The organism is Micromonospora sp. NPDC000207 (genome assembly GCF_040300925.1).
Classification (GTDB): domain Bacteria; phylum Actinomycetota; class Actinomycetes; order Mycobacteriales; family Micromonosporaceae; genus Micromonospora.
The window spans coordinates 1-16,104 of sequence record NZ_JBEPEQ010000120.1 but is presented as its reverse complement, the minus strand read 5'-3'; the positions used below and the strand labels follow the sequence as shown (position 1 = coordinate 16,104).

At 71.5% G+C, this 16,104-nt stretch carries 16 protein-coding genes; 10 read left to right on the top strand and 6 right to left on the bottom strand.

Going from position 1 to position 16,104, the window contains the following annotated elements; all coding sequences use genetic code 11:
* Positions 1-319: 319 nt before the first annotated feature.
* The 3 genes from mgtE (at position 320) to ABT336_RS23355 (ending at position 3,262) form a co-directional block, all read left to right on the top strand.
* On the top strand, positions 320-1,648 hold the full coding sequence (gene mgtE, locus ABT336_RS23365) for a magnesium transporter (protein WP_350899063.1): 1,329 nt from the start codon (positions 320-322) through the stop codon (positions 1,646-1,648).
* Between the two features lie 110 nt (positions 1,649-1,758).
* Positions 1,759-2,748 carry a tyrosine-type recombinase/integrase gene (locus tag ABT336_RS23360; RefSeq protein WP_350899061.1) on the top strand — a complete coding sequence of 330 codons (990 nt, stop codon included), beginning with the start codon at positions 1,759-1,761 and terminating at the stop codon, positions 2,746-2,748.
* 115 nt (positions 2,749-2,863) lie between these two features.
* Complete coding sequence (locus tag ABT336_RS23355) at positions 2,864-3,262, top strand: Rv0361 family membrane protein (RefSeq protein ID WP_350899067.1); 399 nt, start codon at positions 2,864-2,866, stop codon at positions 3,260-3,262.
* A gap of 13 nt (positions 3,263-3,275) precedes the next feature.
* Here ABT336_RS23355 and ABT336_RS23350 read toward each other — a convergent pair whose 3' ends face one another.
* The 3 genes from ABT336_RS23350 to ABT336_RS23340 are packed head-to-tail and all read right to left on the bottom strand — an operon-like array spanning position 3,276 to position 6,195.
* Positions 3,276-3,980, bottom strand: coding sequence for a thymidine kinase (locus tag ABT336_RS23350; protein WP_502891242.1), 705 nt, complete (start codon positions 3,978-3,980; stop codon positions 3,276-3,278).
* A 46-nt stretch (positions 3,981-4,026) separates the two neighbouring features.
* Positions 4,027-5,418, bottom strand: a complete 1,392-nt coding sequence (locus tag ABT336_RS23345) for an MFS transporter (protein WP_350899059.1) — start codon at positions 5,416-5,418, stop codon at positions 4,027-4,029.
* Between the two features lie 15 nt (positions 5,419-5,433).
* Entirely contained in the window at positions 5,434-6,195 is a 762-nt protein-coding gene (locus ABT336_RS23340) for a glycerophosphodiester phosphodiesterase family protein (protein WP_350899058.1), read from the bottom strand.
* Between the two features lie 127 nt (positions 6,196-6,322).
* On the opposite strand from ABT336_RS23340, the gene ABT336_RS23335 reads away from it, so the two are divergent.
* From ABT336_RS23335 to ABT336_RS23325, 3 genes are read left to right on the top strand one after another with little or no spacing between them, the layout of a single operon-like run.
* Positions 6,323-6,961 (top strand): hypothetical protein, encoded by a 639-nt coding sequence (locus ABT336_RS23335; RefSeq protein ID WP_350899056.1) that lies wholly within the window; start codon positions 6,323-6,325, stop codon positions 6,959-6,961.
* The gene (locus ABT336_RS23330) at positions 6,958-8,637 is read left to right on the top strand and encodes an AbeC-like domain-containing protein (protein WP_350899054.1); all 1,680 of its coding nucleotides are present in this window, start codon (positions 6,958-6,960) and stop codon (positions 8,635-8,637) included. Before ABT336_RS23335 ends, ABT336_RS23330 begins: the two co-directional genes overlap by 4 nt.
* A 22-nt stretch (positions 8,638-8,659) precedes the next feature.
* On the top strand, positions 8,660-9,016 hold the full coding sequence (locus tag ABT336_RS23325) for a hypothetical protein (protein ID WP_350899052.1): 357 nt from the start codon (positions 8,660-8,662) through the stop codon (positions 9,014-9,016).
* A 10-nt stretch (positions 9,017-9,026) separates the two neighbouring features.
* Here the strand turns inward: ABT336_RS23325 and ABT336_RS23320 are convergent, their stop codons facing one another.
* Entirely contained in the window at positions 9,027-9,803 is a 777-nt protein-coding gene (locus tag ABT336_RS23320; RefSeq protein ID WP_350899050.1) for a lysophospholipid acyltransferase family protein, read from the bottom strand.
* A gap of 184 nt (positions 9,804-9,987) precedes the next feature.
* Between ABT336_RS23320 and ABT336_RS23315 the strand changes: the two genes are divergently transcribed.
* Positions 9,988-11,403, top strand: coding sequence for a cytochrome ubiquinol oxidase subunit I (locus ABT336_RS23315; RefSeq protein WP_350899048.1), 1,416 nt, complete (start codon positions 9,988-9,990; stop codon positions 11,401-11,403).
* A gap of 15 nt (positions 11,404-11,418) precedes the next feature.
* Positions 11,419-12,417 carry a cytochrome d ubiquinol oxidase subunit II gene (cydB, locus tag ABT336_RS23310; RefSeq protein ID WP_350899046.1) on the top strand — a complete coding sequence of 333 codons (999 nt, stop codon included), beginning with the start codon at positions 11,419-11,421 and terminating at the stop codon, positions 12,415-12,417.
* 126 nt (positions 12,418-12,543) lie between these two features.
* Here cydB and ABT336_RS23305 read toward each other — a convergent pair whose 3' ends face one another.
* The gene (locus tag ABT336_RS23305; RefSeq protein ID WP_350899044.1) at positions 12,544-13,251 is read right to left on the bottom strand and encodes a hypothetical protein; all 708 of its coding nucleotides are present in this window, start codon (positions 13,249-13,251) and stop codon (positions 12,544-12,546) included.
* Positions 13,252-13,328: 77 nt separating this feature from the next.
* On the bottom strand, positions 13,329-13,784 hold the full coding sequence (locus tag ABT336_RS23300) for a peroxiredoxin (RefSeq protein ID WP_350899042.1): 456 nt from the start codon (positions 13,782-13,784) through the stop codon (positions 13,329-13,331).
* Between the two features lie 122 nt (positions 13,785-13,906).
* On the opposite strand from ABT336_RS23300, the gene ABT336_RS23295 reads away from it, so the two are divergent.
* Together ABT336_RS23295 and ABT336_RS23290 are read left to right on the top strand one after the other, a co-directional pair.
* A complete protein-coding gene (locus ABT336_RS23295; protein WP_350899040.1) occupies positions 13,907-14,635 on the top strand; it encodes an SDR family NAD(P)-dependent oxidoreductase in 729 nt (242 codons plus the stop codon).
* A 383-nt stretch (positions 14,636-15,018) separates the two neighbouring features.
* Positions 15,019-16,014, top strand: a complete 996-nt coding sequence (locus ABT336_RS23290) for a tyrosine-type recombinase/integrase (protein ID WP_350899038.1) — start codon at positions 15,019-15,021, stop codon at positions 16,012-16,014.
* Positions 16,015-16,104 lie beyond the last annotated feature (90 nt).

The window sequence follows — 16,104 nt, the reverse complement described above, 5'->3', positions numbered from 1 at the left end:
TGTTGTTTCTGCGTTGTGGGCTCACCCGCCCCCCCCCCCCCCGCCCCCCGGGGGCGCCCCCCCCCCGGCGGGGGGGGGTCGGGGCGCACGTCGTACCGCCGCCCCCACCGGTGTCGATCACTGTCGGTGAGTTAGGGTCCAGACGACCGGGAACGCCGGCGTGCGGTCACCGAGCACCTCCGGGCTCGGCCGACGACCACGGCCGCCACGACGCACCGACGCCGTGTCCCACCGCCCGCCCCACACCCCGGAGGTCCGCGATGTCCGACGCCCGCGTCCCGACCGGCACGACCCGCAGCCGCCGCACCGGGAACCGACGATGACGACCACCCTGAGCCGACTGGTCGCCCGCAACGACCTGGCCTCGGTCCGCCGATGGCTCGACGAGCAGCCCGCATACGTCGTCGCCGACGAACTGGCCCGCATGGACCGGGTCGCCGCCGGGGTGCCGTTCCGGCTGCTCGACAAGGACCAGGCACTGGAGGTGTTCGAGGAGCTGGGACCGGTCGACCAGCAGGCGATCCTGGCCGGGCTGCGCGATCAGGCCTTCCGTGACCTGGTCGAGGAGATGGACCCCGACGACCGGGCGCGGATGCTCTCCGAGGCGCCGGCGAAGGTGGCCCAACGGGTCCTGGCGGGGCTGTCGGCCCACGAACGTCGGCTGACCGCGACGCTGCTCGGCTACCCGGCCCGTTCCGTCGGGCAGCTCATGACCCCGGAGACGGTGGTGCTGCCCCGGCAGTTGACCGCCGGGGCGGCGTTGCGTCTGGTCCGGGAACGGGGCGCGCACGCCGAGACGGTGTACACCCTGCCGGTCGTGGACGCCGGTCGGCGTCTGGTCGGCGTCGTCGAGCTGCGCGACGTGGTCCTCAGCGCACCGGACCGCCCCCTGGACGACGTCGTCGACACCTCGGTGGCCCGCGCCCGGGCCACCGACCCCGCCGAGGCCGCCGCCCGGCTGGTCCGCGAGACCAACGTCCTGGCCCTTCCGGTGGTCGACAGCGAGGACCGCCTGGTGGGACTGCTCACCATCGACGACGCCATGGAGATCATCGAGGCGGCCGACACCGAGGACGTGGCCCGGCAGGCGGCCTCCGCCCCCTGGGCCGGGCACTACATGGCGGTCAGCGTGTGGCGGCTGGCCCGGTCCCGTGCCCCCTGGCTGCTCCTGCTGATCGTGGCCTCGGTGCTCACCGTCAACGTCCTGCAGATCTTCGAAGCCACCCTGGAGCAGGTCACCGCGCTGGCGTTGTTCATCCCGCTGCTGGTCGGCACCGGCGGCAACACCGGCGCGCAGGCCACCACCGCCGCCGTGCGGGCCCTGGCGGTGGGGGAGCTGCGCGGCTCGGACCTGCCCCGGGTGGTGTGGCGGGAGTCCCGCGTCGGGTTGCTGCTCGGTACGCTGCTGGCCCTCGTCGGGATGATCGTCGGCACCGTCGTCGTCGGTGTCGAGGTCGCCACCGTCGTCGGACTCTCCCTGGTGATCATCTGTGCGTGGGCGGCGACAGTCGGGGCCACCATGCCGCTGCTGGCCAAGCGACTGCGCATCGACCCGGCCGTGATCTCCGCCCCCATGGTGACCACCCTCGTCGACGCGACGGGCCTGCTCATCTACTTCGCCGTGGCCGCGGCGGTCCTGACCCTCTGACCGACACCAGCCCCCCGACGGGGTCCACGCCCGGACGCCCGTCGACCTCCCGCCGTCAAACCCGGCGCGGCGGGTCGCGTCACCGGCCGACCGCTGAGAACATTTTTCACATGCACCTCCCGGTCGTTCCCACCCGCTCGTCGGCCCGCCTCGCCCTGCCCACCGGCCCCACCGACTTCACCGAGGCCTGGCTGCGCAACCGGCGGCTGTCCGCCCACACCCGCGACGCCTACCGCCGGGACGTCACCACCTGGCTCACCTGGTGCGCCGCCGGGGACCTCGACCCCCTGCGCGCCAACTTCCTCGACGTCAACGACTACGCCCGCCACCTGGAGTCCAGCCTCGCCGCCCGCACCGGCCGCCCGCTGACCCCCGCCACCGTGGCCCGCCGCCTCTCCGCCCTGTCCAGCTGGTACGACTTCCTGGTCAAACTGCGGGCCGTCGAGGCCAACCCGGTCGCCGGCGCCGACCGACCCCGCATCGACCGGGACCACTCGTCCACCGTCGGCCTGAGCCCCGAGGAGGTGGACCGGCTGTTCGCCGCCGCCGACGCCGACACCGGCCCCACCGCCCACCGCAACCGGGCCGCCCTCGCCCTCCTGGCCGACCTGGGCCTGCGGGTCGGGGAAGTGGTCTCCCTGGACCTCACCGACCTCGGCACCGAACGCGGCCACCGCAGCATCCGGTTCGTCGGCAAGGGCGGCAAACAACGCCGCCGCGCCCTCACCCCCGGCACCGCCCACGCCGTGGACGCCTACCTCACCCACCGCGCCACCACCACCGGGGTGACGGTCACCGACCTGACCGGCCCCCTGCTGGTCACCGCCGGCGGCGGCCGACTCGACAGACACTCGGTGTTCCGACTGGTCCGCCGACTCGCCCAGGCCGCCGGCCTGTCCACCTGGTCGAAGCTGTCCCCCCACTCCCTGCGCCACGCCTTCGCCACCACCGCCCGCGCCGAAGGCGTACCCCTCGAAGACGTCCAGGACGCGATGGGCCACGCCGACCCCCGCACCACCCGCCGCTACGACCGCGACCGGCACAACCTCGACCGCGACCCGTCCTACGTCATCTGGGCCGCCCGCGCCCGCCGCCGCTGACCGCCACCACGGGGAAGTCGCTGCGGGGGTGCCCTCGGGTTCTCTACGGTCGACAGGTGTGGGCGGTGACGGGTGGACCCGACCGGCCCGGCCGCGCCGCCCGGTCCGGGCCGGGATGCTGATCGCCGGGTGCGCGGTGGCGCTGTGCTGCACCGGGGTGGCCGGGCTGGGCCTGTGGAACGTCCAGGTCGTCCGGCAGGCCGACGGGCCGGTCCGGCAGACCGCCGACGGGTTCCTACAGGACCTGTCCGACGGTGACACCGACGGCGCCTACGACCTGCTGTGCGCCGACGCCCGGACCCGGTGGAGCCGCATCGGGTTCGACCAGTGGGTACGCACCCCACCTCAGGTCACCGGCTACCACCTGCTCGACGTGTCGGTCACCACCCGCAGCGGACGCCCCGAGGGCACCGTCGGCGTACGCCTGGAGCGGGAGAACGCCACCAGCGACGACCGTGACCTGCGGGTGGTCCGCGACGGCGACGGGTGGAAGGTCTGCGGCGACCCCTACTGAACCGGCCCCCCGCTCACCCGCCCAGGTCACCGGTGCGGTGGTGCCGACGGCACAACACCTGGTATCGCACCCGGGCGGTGTCCACGGTGTCGCCGATGACGACCTGCTCACCCTCACGGACCACCCGCCCGTCGACCACCCGGGCGTTGAGCCGCCCCTCCCGCCCACACCAGCACAGCACCTCGACCTGGATCCGCGCCACCTCGTCGGCCAGCTCGAACAGCCGCCTCGCCGCCGGGAACAGCTGGGCCCGGAAGTCGGTGGCCAACCCGAACGCGTACACGTCGACGTCGTCGTGGTCGACCAGTTCGGCCATCTGCTCGATGTGCTCGACGTCGTAGAAGCTCGCCTCGTCGCAGATCAGGTAGTCCACCCCGACACCGTCGGCGCGCGCGTCGCGCACCAGCGCCCGAAGGTCCATCCCCTCGGTCACCTCGATGGCGGTGTGCGCCAACCCGATCCGGGTGGTGACCTGCGGCCCCAACGACCTGTCCAGCCGGGTCGTCACCAACCCCCGACGGCCCTGCCGGGCGTGGTTGTGGTTCATCTGCAACGCCATCGTGGACTTGCCGCAGTCCATCGGCCCCCAGAAGAACTTCAACGCCGCCGCGTGCAGGGGCCGCCCGTTCACGCCCCGGTTCGCGGCGCACCCGGGGCCCGGGTCGGGCCGGGAACCGGCCTGGCAGGTCGGGGAGGAGATGGCGTCGTCGACGGTCACGGCAGGGCAGCCTAGCCGATCGACGCCCCCGAATCGGCCCGCCTCGTCACAGCACCCGTGGGGGAGTGTTGCCGGCGGCGATGATGGCCCGCCGGATCGGTACGGCCGCCAACAACGCGAACCCGACCACGAAGAAGATCAACAACGAGACCAGTCCCACCCGGTACGAGTTCGTCAACTGGAACACCAGCCCGAACGCCAACGGACCGAGCCAACTCGTGCCCTTGTCGCTGATCTCGTAGAAGCCGTAGTACTCGCCCTCCTTCCCCGCAGGGATGAGCTGACTGAACAGCGACCGGCTCAACGCCTGACTGCCACCGAGGACCAGACCGATCGCCCCACCCAGGATCATGAAGTGCACCGGGGCCTGCGCCGGCAACCAGAACGCGGCCAGGATCACCCCCGTCCACAGCACCAGACTCAACAGGACCGTCTTCCACGCCCCGATCCGCTTGGCCAACGCCCCCAACAACAACGCCCCACCGAACGCCAGGAACTGCACCAGCAGGATCGTCACGATCAGGGTGCCCTGCTCCAGCTTCAACTCCTCCGTGCCGTACTGACTGGCCAACGCGATGACCGTCTGGATCCCGTCGTTGTAGACCAGGAACGCCAGCAGGAAGAACAACGTCAACGGGTACGCCCTGATCTGACGCAACGTCCGACCCAACTGCCGGAACCCGTCGACGAGCACGTTGCCCCGGCCACCGGCACCCGCTACCGCGTCGACACTCGGACGCTCCCGCAACCACCGCAACGGCGCCAGGGTGAACACCGCCCACCACACCCCGGCCGACACGATCGACGCCCGCGCCAGATCCAACGTCCGCTGCCCGTCCCCGTCCCGGCTGAACATCGTCACCACGACCAGGTTCAACGCCAACAGCAACCCACCGCCCAGATACCCCAACGCCCAACCCCGGCTGGAGATCGCATCCCGGTCGTCGGGCCCACCCAGATGCGGCAGGAACGAGTTGTACACCACCACCGACGCCCCGAACGCGATGTTCGCCACCACGAACAGGCCACCACCGAGCAGATACCGATCCCCGGTCACGAAGACCATGGCGATCGTCGCCCCCGCCCCGGTGAACGCCGTGACCGCCAGGATCCGCTTCTTGTGCGCCGACCGGTCGGCCACCGCCCCGACGATGGGCAGCACGAACACCGTCAGGAACACCGACGCCGACACCAGGTACGGAAAGTACGACCCGGCGGCGACCTTCACCCCCAACGGGTACACGTACCCCACACAGTCGTCGGCACCCAGCTCACACCCGGCGGCGAGCTTCGCGACACTGGTCAGGAACGGCCCCAGGAACACCGTCAACACCGTCGTGGAGAAGGCCGACATGGCCCAGTCGTACAGATACCAGCCCGTCCGTTCCCGGCGGGTACTGCCCGGCTCGGACCGGGTGGGAATGACCGTCTCGGCCAATGGGGGTCCTCGGGTTCAGGCGGCCCAGTGGCCGCGGCTGAGATAGACGTCGCGCAACACGCCGACGTGATCGGTCATGATGCCATCCACCCCGAGATCAAGTAACTCGTGCATCTCGGTGGGTTCGTCGATCGTCCAGACGTGCACCTGCAGACCGAGCCGGTGACAGTAGGCCAGGAACCGCCGGTCGACCACCGGCACCCGACCGTAACGGGGCGGCACCTGCGCGGCCACCACCGACGGCGGCAACCGCACCCGCCGGCCGTGCAGCGACGCCAACCTCAGCCGGGCCACCCCCCGCATCCCCAGGCTGGTCGCCACCCGCCCCGCCGTCAACACCCGCAACCGCGACAGCCGGGCGTCACTGAACGACGCCAACAACACCCGACCACCCGCACCGGCACGACCCACGGTCGCCACCGTCGGCTCCACCCCACCGTCGGACTTCACGTCGATGTTGAACCGGACCTGCGGCCAGGCGGTGAGCACCTCGTCCAGCCGGGGAACCACCGCCGCCCCACCGACCCGCACCGACGCCAGATCAGCCCACCGCAGGTCGGCCAGACGCCCCGGCTCACCCGTCACCCGACGCAGCGTCGGATCGTGGAACACCACCGCCACCCCGTCGGCGGTGGCGTGCACGTCGGTCTCCACGTACCGGTAACCCAACTCCACGGCACGCGTGAACGCGCCCACCGTGTTCTCGTCCCCGTCGGCGGCACCACCACGGTGGGCGAAGGCCAACGGACCAGGCACGTCGAGGTAACCACAGGGCACGCCCGCAGTATCCCGGCCCCGGACGACACCCCGACGACCGGGGCGTGACCGATCCCGACACCCCACCGTCGTTCGGATATACGACAGTGCCGGTGACCACACCGACGCGCGGCGTGACCATGACAGGATGACCCTGCCGCCGTCCGGCCCCGGGCAGCACCCACCACCACTGGTGCTCCGGCCGCTGGACCCGCTGCCGGCCCGGCTGCCCGACCCGACCACCCCCACCCCAGCACGGCTGCCCGTCACCGCCCGGATCCTGCTGCTCACCGTCCTGGCCCTCGGCAACCCCTGGGCCACCGACCTGATCCACCAGGTCCGCTACGCGCTCCCCGACGCCGACGGCACCGCCGGACTCCTCGTCGTCCTCGCCGTCACCATCCTCGTCGCCGCGTCCTGGCCCACCTGGGACCCCCGCCCCACCGACCCGGACACCACCTGGCTGTGGCTCGCCGGGAACCTCCGCACCCTGCTGTTCCTGATCATCACCATCTGGCTGCTGCGCCGCCTCGCCACCACCGCCGCCCCCACCGCCCTGTGGCGCACCCTCGCCCTGCTCGCCGCCCCCCTGCTCGGAGCCACCGGCGGCACCCTCGCCGCCGCCCTCACCCAACTCCTGCTCGACGACCCCCTGCTCCGTGGCACGTCCCTGATCCCCTCGGTCCTGACCACCCTCACCGGCGGCCTGTACTTCTGCGTCCTGTCCGGGGCCCTGCTCGCCTGGGCGGCGTCCCACACCCACCTGTCCGACCCGGAACGGGGATGACCGTGGTACCCCACCAGAGCGACCCACCCGAGGACATCGGCCTGCACAGCGAAGCCACCCGCTACCTGTGCGCCGCCGCCCACACCGACGAGACCTTCACCGAACGGGTCCTCGCCGAAGCCTTCGACGACGACCTGCGTGCCGTGGCCCCCTCGGTCGGATTCGACCTCACCACCGTCCTGCGCCACTGCCTGCACGCCCGACGACGACGCTGCGGACGCGACGCGTGGCTGCTGCTCACCGGCGGCGCCGCAGTGCTGATCTCCCCGCTGTGGACCCTCCTGGCCGCAGCCGCGATGACCCTCGCCACCGCGCTCACCCCCCGACGCCACCCCCGCCACGACCTGCTCGCCCCACTGCTGGGCACCCTCACCGCCGCACTGGCCTCCGGGATCCTGCTCCTGCAACTCGACCGGGTCGCCGAGGACACCTCCGGCGACCCCCTGCTCGACTGGCTGGTCGGCCGCCCCTGGCTGGCCCTGCCCTTCGGCGTCGCCGCCTACCTGGCCCTCGTCCTGCACCTGGCCGGCACCCGGTGGCTGCTGGCGACCCGCCTGCGCCGGGGACTGTTCCGACCCCCCACCACACCCCCCACCGAGGAGGGCCGCCACGGCACCCGACTGGCGGCGCTACAGGCCGCCCAACGCGGCAACGTCACCGTCTACGGCGGATACGACCCGTTCGTCGGCTACGGCGACCCCGTCGTCGGCTGGTCGTTCGCCCTGCCGATCGTGGCCGCCGACCCCCTCGTCGGCCGCCCCGACCAGCCCACGACCACCGTCACCTTCGACGTCGTCGACCTGATCGACCACGTCCGCGACCACCTCGCCGCCGTCCGGGCCGACCCCGCCGGCCTGGACGGCCTGGCCGGACTGGTCCTGCAGGACCGGGTCTTCGTCCACGGCCGGCTGCTCACCGACGACCGCAGGCTGCTGCCCGACCGACAACGCATGCCCCGGCAACGCTTCACCGACCAGCAGGTACGCCAGGTCGCCGCCCGGCCACGCGGCGCGGCCCGCCACTACCTGTGCGCCCTCGTCCCCTCCTGGGGAGGGGAGGTGGTGGCCGGAACGTTCCTGCACTTCTCCACCGACGGCAAGGTGCTCTACCTGGAGTGCGCCCGCACCGTCCTGCAACCACCCCGACTGGGCTACCACGACGTGGACCGGCTCACCGAGTGGCTACCGGCCACCCACCTCGTACGGCTGCTGACCACCGGCACCCAGACGCTGCTGCGCACCGCCCTCGGCGCACCCGCACGACTGGCCCGTGACCTGCTGCGCGAGGGGCGACACGGGCGACGACAGGCCCGGCTGCGCCGCCTGGCCCGCGAGGACCTGGGCTACGACTACGGCGCCCGCACCGGAGTACGGGAACTGGCCACCGGCACCGGCTACCACAACTACTTCCAGGTCCTCGACGCCGCCAAACACCTCAAGGTCGTCGAACGGCACGTCCTGGCCGCCATCGTCGACTTCCTCGACGCCCGGGGAGTCGACGCCGCGGAGTTCCGCACCCGACAGACCACCATCCTCAACCAGGGAGTGATCCAGACCGGGGGACTGAGCGTGGTCGGCAACCAGGCCGTCGGGGCCGGGGCACGAGCCGACCAGACCAACACCCCCGACCAGGGCACCACCGGTGACACCACCGGCCGGCAGCGACGCGACACCTGAACACAGGGGAGAGGGGAAACCGGTGCCCGACAACCCGGTCAACTACGGCATCCAACAGTCCGGCGGGGTCAGCCAGGTCGGCAACCAGGCCGTCGGCCCCGGCGCGTACGCCGTCGGCGGTGGCCTGACCGCCTCCGGCCCCGCCGACCTCACGGCCCTGCTCACCGGCCTGGTGGAGGTCCTCGACCGGCACCGGGGACACCTTCCGCCCCCGGCCCGGGCCCTCGCCGCCGACCTGCGCGCCGAACTCACCGGCCCACAGCCGGCACCACCGGCCCGGATACGGACCCTGCTCCAGGACCTGGCCGAGGCGGCCGCCCCGGTGACCCCCGTCGCGGTGGCCGTCGCCGAGGTGCTCCGGGCGTGGCAGGGCAGCTGACCGGACCGGGTCAGCCGCCCTCGACCCGCCGCCGGTGGACCCGGCTGGTGTCCACCGGCCGGCTGGGGTCGACGTGCCGGGCGACGTCGGGTTCGTCCGGCCGCAGCGGGACCAGCGCCTCGGTGATCGCGTCGACGATCCGGTCGGTGGCCCGCCGGGCCGCCCCCGGCGCACCGACACGCAGGTCACCCAGGTCGACGGGGGCACCGAAGTGCACCCGGACGACCGGTCGGCGCACCACCGCGCGGGCCACGGCCCGCAGCATCCCCCGGGGCGCCCGGTACGGCAGGACCTCGTGGGATCCCCACTGGGCCACCGGGACGACGGTGACCCCGGTGCCCAGGGCGAGCCGCGCCGCGCCGGTCTTGCCGCGTTCGGGCCACAGGCCGGGGTCGAGTCCGATGCGCCCCTCCGGGTAGAGCAGCACCACCGAGTCGCCGGCGGCCGTCGCGGCGTCGTCCAGGGCCCGCCCGACGGCGGCGGTGCCCCTGTCGACCCGGATGTGCCCGCAGTGCCGCATCGCCGTCCCCACCACCGGGAACCGGAACAGTCCGGCGGTGGCCATGATCCGGGGGGATACCCCCAGCCCGGAGCAGGCGGCGGCCAGCACGATCGGGTCGAACGGGCTGATGTGGTTGGCGGTGAGGATCAGGGGCCCCCGACGCAGGTGCGCGGGGACGTCGCCGGTGACGTGCAGCCGGGCGAGCAGCGCGACCAGGACCCGGGCGAACAGTTGCGCGCCGCGCCACAGCAGGGGCGGCCGCCAGGGGGAGTGCGGGGTGTCCATCAGCGGTCGATGCTGCCATGTGTGCGCCCGGGTGGGCAGCCCGGTAGGCGTCGTGGCGGCGGCGGGACCCGCGTGATCAAGGTCATTGGTCCCGGGACGGTTCGGGACCTCCGTCCCTGCCGATCGGCCTACGACGGGGAGTAGTATCTACTACGCCTTGTAGTATGCAGACCTGGGGGTTCTGGTGGACGCGTTGGACGTCGCCCGCTGGCAATTCGGTGTCACCACCGTCTACCACTTTCTCTTCGTACCACTGACCATCGGACTCTCCGTCCTGGTCGCCATCCTGCAAACCCTCTGGCACCGCACCGGAGACGAAAAATACCTCAAACTCACCAAATTCTACGGCAAGCTCTTCCTCATCAACTTCGCCATGGGCGTCGTCACCGGCATCGTCCAGGAATTCCAGTTCGGCATGAACTGGAGCGACTACTCCCGCTTCGTCGGCGACATCTTCGGCGCACCCCTGGCCATCGAAGCCCTCGTCGCCTTCTTCCTCGAATCCACCTTCATCGGCCTGTGGATCTTCGGATGGGACCGACTACCCCGACGCCTCCACCTGGCCAGCATCTGGGCCGCCGCCATCGGCAGCAACCTCAGCGCCTACTTCATCCTCGCCGCCAACTCCTGGATGCAGAACCCCGTCGGCTACCGCATCAACCCCGACAGCGGACGCGCCGAACTCACCGACTTCGTCGCCGTCCTCACCAACAAAGTCGCCCTCGTCACCTTCCCGCACACCATCTTCGGCAGCTTCCTCGTCGCCGGCAGCCTCCTCGTCGCCGTCGCCGTCTGGCACCTCATCCGCCGCCCCGACAACCCCGACACCCCCGCCTACCGCTTCGCCGCCAAGATGGGCTCCGTCGTCGCCCTGATCTCCACCGCCGGAGTGCTGGTGACCGGCGACATCCAGAGCAAGATCATGACCGAGGTGCAGCCGATGAAGATGGCCGCCGCCGAGGGCCTCTACACCACCGAGAGCCCCGCCGCCTTCTCCGTGCTCACCGTCGGCAGCCTCGACGGCAGCCGGGAGGTCTTCGCCCTCAAGATCCCCTACCTGCTCTCCTTCCTCAGCACCGGGGACCCCAACGGCACCGTCCACGGCATCAACGACCTCCAGGCCCAGTACGCCGCCCAGTACGGCCCCGGCGACTACGCCCCGATCATCCCCGTCGCCTACTGGAGCTTCCGCTTCATGATCGGCTTCGGCCTCGCCGCCGCCGCCATCGCCCTCTGGGTCCTCTGGGCCCAACGCCGAGGCCGCACCCCCCGCAGCCGCTGGCTCCTGCGCGCCGCAGTGATCATGCCCATCCTGCCCCTCCTCGCCAACTCCTTCGGCTGGATCTTCACCGAGATGGGCCGCCAACCCTGGATCGTCTTCGGCGAGATGCTCACCCGCGACGGCGTCTCCCGCAGCGTCAGCCTCACCGAAGTCCTCACCAGCTTCGCCGCCTTCACCCTCATCTACGCCACCCTCGCCGTCGTCGAGGTCAAACTCCTGCTCCGCTACGCCAAAGCCGGCGTACCCGAGATCACCCAACCCACCGAACCCGACGACGACACCGACGACAACGACCGCCCCCTCGCCTTCGCCTACTGACCCCGGAGCCCCACCGTGGACCTCACCACCGTCTGGTTTCTCCTCATCGCCGGCCTCTTCACCGGCTACTTCATCCTCGAAGGCTTCGACTTCGGCGTCGGCATGCTCCTACCCGCCCTCGGCCGCAACGACCGCGAACGCCGAGTCATGATCAACACCATCGGACCCGTCTGGGACGGCAACGAGGTCTGGCTCATCACCGCAGGCGGCGCCATGTTCGCCGCCTTCCCCGAGTGGTACGCCACCCTCTTCTCCGGCTTCTACCTCCCCCTCCTGCTCATCCTCCTCGCCCTCATCATCCGAGGCGTCGCCTTCGAATACCGCCACAAACGACCCGAAGCCTCCTGGAAGAAACGCTGGGACACCGCCATCTTCATCGGCTCCCTCATCCCCGCCATCCTCTGGGGCGTCGCCTTCGCCAACATCCTGCGCGGCGTACCCCTCGACGCCGACCACGAATACATCGGCGGCCTCACCGACCTCCTCAACCCCTACGCACTCCTCGGCGGCGCCACCACCGCCACCCTCTTCGCCACCCACGGCGCCGTCTTCATCGCCCTCAAAACCGTCGGCGACATCCGCCACCGCGCCCGCACCCTCGCCCTCCGCCTCGGCCTCGCCGCCGCCGCCCTCGCCACCACCTTCCTCACCTGGACCCTCACCATCCGCCACAACACCGCCGCCACCACCCTCGCCGTCACCGCCGCCCTCGCCCTCCTCGCCGGCCTCGCCGCCACCCGCGCCCGCCGCGAAGGCTGGGCCTTCACCGGCACCGCCCTGGCCATCGCCCTCACCGTCGCCACCCTCTTCACCGCCCTGTTCCCCAACGTCCTACCCTCCACCGCCGACCCCACCGGCACCCTCACCGCCACCAACGCCGCCTCCACCCACTACACCCTCACGATCATGACCTGGGTCGCCGTCCTGTTCACCCCCGTCGTCCTGGCCTACCAAGGCTGGACCTACTGGGTCTTCCGCAAACGCATCGGCGTCGCCCACATCCCCCAGAACTGACCCACCCACACCACGGCCCCGGTACGCCACCCACGCGCACCGGGGCCGACCCACACCCACCACAGCAGAACGGCCGCGCCGGAGAAGAAACCCCCTCCCACACGGCCGCCCACACCCACCGCAGGATCAACCCGCCTCGCGCAACTCCGCCAACCGCGCCTCGATCTCCGCCAACTCCGCCCGCAACTTCTCCGCCTGCTGCTCCGCCTCCGACCGCTCCACCGCCATGATCTGCTCCACCGCCTCCTGCACCCCCGGAACATCCACCAACGCCACCATCCGCAACGCCTCCGCCGGCTTCACCACGTACGGCTTCGCCAACGACTTGCTGCCCTGCTGCGCCGCCACCGTCCACTCACCCTCCGCATAGGCCAACGTCACCGTCAACCCCGCCGGCGGCTTCGGCTTCGCCGCCTTCACCACCCGCCGCGCCGGCTTCGCCTCCGCCGCCTCCACCGTCTCCACCCTCGACTCCTCCCGCTGCTGCTGCCGGGGCACCGGCGGCCGCTGATCCAACACGAACTCCGGCTCCACCGGCTTCGACTCCACCACCTCCGGCTCGACCTCCACCTTCGGCTCCGCCACCCGACGCCCCGCACCCCGAGGCGCCACCGCCACGTCACCGGGGGAGAAGGGCAACTCGTCACGCCCGAACCGGACCACCACGAACTCGTCCGACACCGCAGGATCGGTCAACTCCACCACCTGCCCCACCTGCCCGACGACCTGCCCCGCCGACGCGGTGAACACCACCTTCGGCTTACGCCCCGCCGCCAGAGCCTCCCGGATGCTCTGCACCTCGTCAGTGGACAAACCCTCGCCGCCGGCACCCATCAGCAACCTCTTCTTCCGTACACCTGTCTGAACCCTGCCTTGATACCAGCCACCTCAGACACCCACCACGCCGGGGATCAACCCCCCAACACCCGCAACGCCGCATCCGCGTGCTCGTTCATCTTCAACTCGCTGTGCACCACCCCCAACACCCGCCGATCCACCCCGATCACGAACGTCATCCGCCGCGTCCCCAACGGACCCAACGGCAACCGCCGCCGCACCCCGAACCGCTGCGCCACCACCCCCTCCTCGTCGGACAACAACGGATAGTCGAAACCGTGCCGGTCGGCGAACTCCGCCTGCCGCGCCACCGGATCCCGACTGATCCCCACCCGCGTCGCCCCCACCGCCGCGAACTCCGCCGCCAGATCCCGGAAGTGGCAACTCTCCACCGTGCACCCCCGCGTCAGCGCCGCCGGGTAGAAGAACAACACCACCGGCCCCGACTCCAGGAACTCCGACAACCGACGCGGCACACCCGCCTGGTCCGGCAGCTCGAAGTCCTCCACCACGTCACCGACATCCACCATCACGCACCTCCACACCTCGACGACCATCCGGCAGGGCCGGGGGAGACCCCTCTGAGGACCACCCGCCGACACGACCCCGTCACGGTAGCCTCACCGCCACCACCCACGGCAGGGGGAAGACAGTGCCACCATTGACCATCGTCACCGGCGGGGGACGCGGCATCGGCGCCGCCACCGCCCGCCGCCTCGCCACCGACGGCCACGACGTCGTCATCTGCTACCGCCGCGACCACGACTCCGCCGCCGCCGTCCTCGCCGACATCCACGCCACCGGCCGACGCGGTCTCGCCCTGCCCGTCGACACCACCGACCCCGACGCCGTCACCGACCTTTTCGACGCCGCCGCCGACCTCGGCCCGATCACCGGCCTGGTCAACAACGCCGGCGTCACCAGCCCCATCGGACCCCTCGCCGACCTCCACGTCGAGGACCTGCGCCGCGTCGTCGACGTCAACGTCGTCGGCTACCTCCTCTGCGCCCGACAGGCCGCCCGCCGCCTACCCACCGGCGGCGCCATCGTCAACATCTCGTCGGTCGCCGCCGCCCTCGGCAGCCCAGGGGAGTACGTCCACTACGCCGCCGCCAAGGCCGCCGCCGAGACCCTCACCGTCGGCCTGGCCAAGGAACTCGCCCCCCGGGGCATCCGGGTCAACGCCGTCGCACCCGGCATCGTCCGTACCGAGATCCACGCCGTCTCCGGCGTGCCCGACCGGCCCGAGCGCGCCGCCGGGCGGATCCCGCTGGGACGGCCCGGCGAACCCGACGAGGTGGCCGCCGCCGTGGCGTGGCTGCTCGGCCCGGAGGCCTCGTACACCACGGGGACGATCCTGCGGGTCTCCGGAGGGCTGTGAGAGAGCCACTTCCCAGCGGTACGGCTCACATTCGATAATGCACATTATGTAAAGTTGACCTGGTCGGGGGTCCCCGACCGGGGATCTGGGTGTCACGTGGCGCAGTGCCGTCGGACCGGCACCCACTCCGCAGCCGTCGACTGCTGCGCCCGCAGGTGGTCACGCATCAGCGACCGAGACCCACCGCGGACCGGCACGCCGACATCGCCACCACCGACGCCGGCTTGTCTGTCGCCGGCTCGGCAGTCGGCCGGCCCCGAGGTCCGCAGGCCCGGCCCCCACTCGACCGTCCGCACCGGCTCCACCACCACCCCGTCGAGACCACGGCACCCCGACCCCCTGCCGGCTCCCGATCCACATGAGAATCCTGCATAATATCCCTTATGCAGGATAAGTCGGATACGTCGGTGGAGCGGCTCGTCGAGGATTTCCTGACCGCACGGGCCACCCGTAAGCCCTCCCCGCACACCCTGGCCGCGTACCGCCGGGACCTGCTCACCGTCCTCGCCCTGGTCGGCGAGGAGAGCACCCCTCCCCTCCCCCTCGCCGAGGTCCACCTCGTCGACCTCTCCCCCCGGGTCCTGCGGGCGGCGTTCGCGCGGTTCGCCGCGCCCCGGGCGGCGGCGTCGGTGCACCGGGCCTGGTCGAGTTGGAACGCCTTCTTCACGTTCCTGGTCGCCGAACAGGTCGTGGCCGGCAATCCGATGCCGGCGGTGGGGCGCCCCCGGGCTCCACTCCCCCAGCCCAAGCCGCTGCGTGGGGAGGACACCCCGGAGCAGTTGCTGGCGTCGGTGGCGAGGGAGGACGGTCGGCAGCGGGACCCGTGGCCGGAGCGCGACGTGGCGGTGCTGGCGTTGGCGTTGTGCGCGGGGTTGCGGCTGTCGGAGTTGTTGGCGCTGCGGGTGTCGTCAGTGGGTGGGCGGGCCGGTGAGCGGCGGGTGGAGGTGTCGGGTAAGGGGGGTCGTCCCCGGGTGGTGCCTGTGGAGCCGGAGTTGGACGAGGTGGTGGTGGCCTACCTGGACAGTCGGGTACGGCGGTTCGGTGGCCGTAGTGTCCGGCCGGATTCGCCGTTGTTGGTGGATCGGCGGGGTGAGCCGCTGCGGCGGGGTGGTCTGCAGTATCTGGTGGATTCCTGTTACCGGCGGGCCGGGATCGGTGATCGGGTGCCGGCGGGTGCCCGGTTGCACGCGTTGCGGCACACGTTCGCGACGCGGTTGGCCGAGGACGGGGCGAGTGCGGCGGAGATCATGCGGTTGTTGGGGCACGCGTCGTTGGCGTCGTCGCAGACGTACATCGAGGTGACGGCGGGTCAGCAGCGGGCGGCGGTGCGGTCGAACCGTACTCATCGGGTGTTGTCGGGGTTGTGGGGTGGGGTCTAAGGGACGTCTCGTAACTCGGTGACGGGTCCATGGTGGATCATGTTGGGGTGCAGGTGATCTCGGCAGCTCGCCCGGAGTGGATCGTCCCGT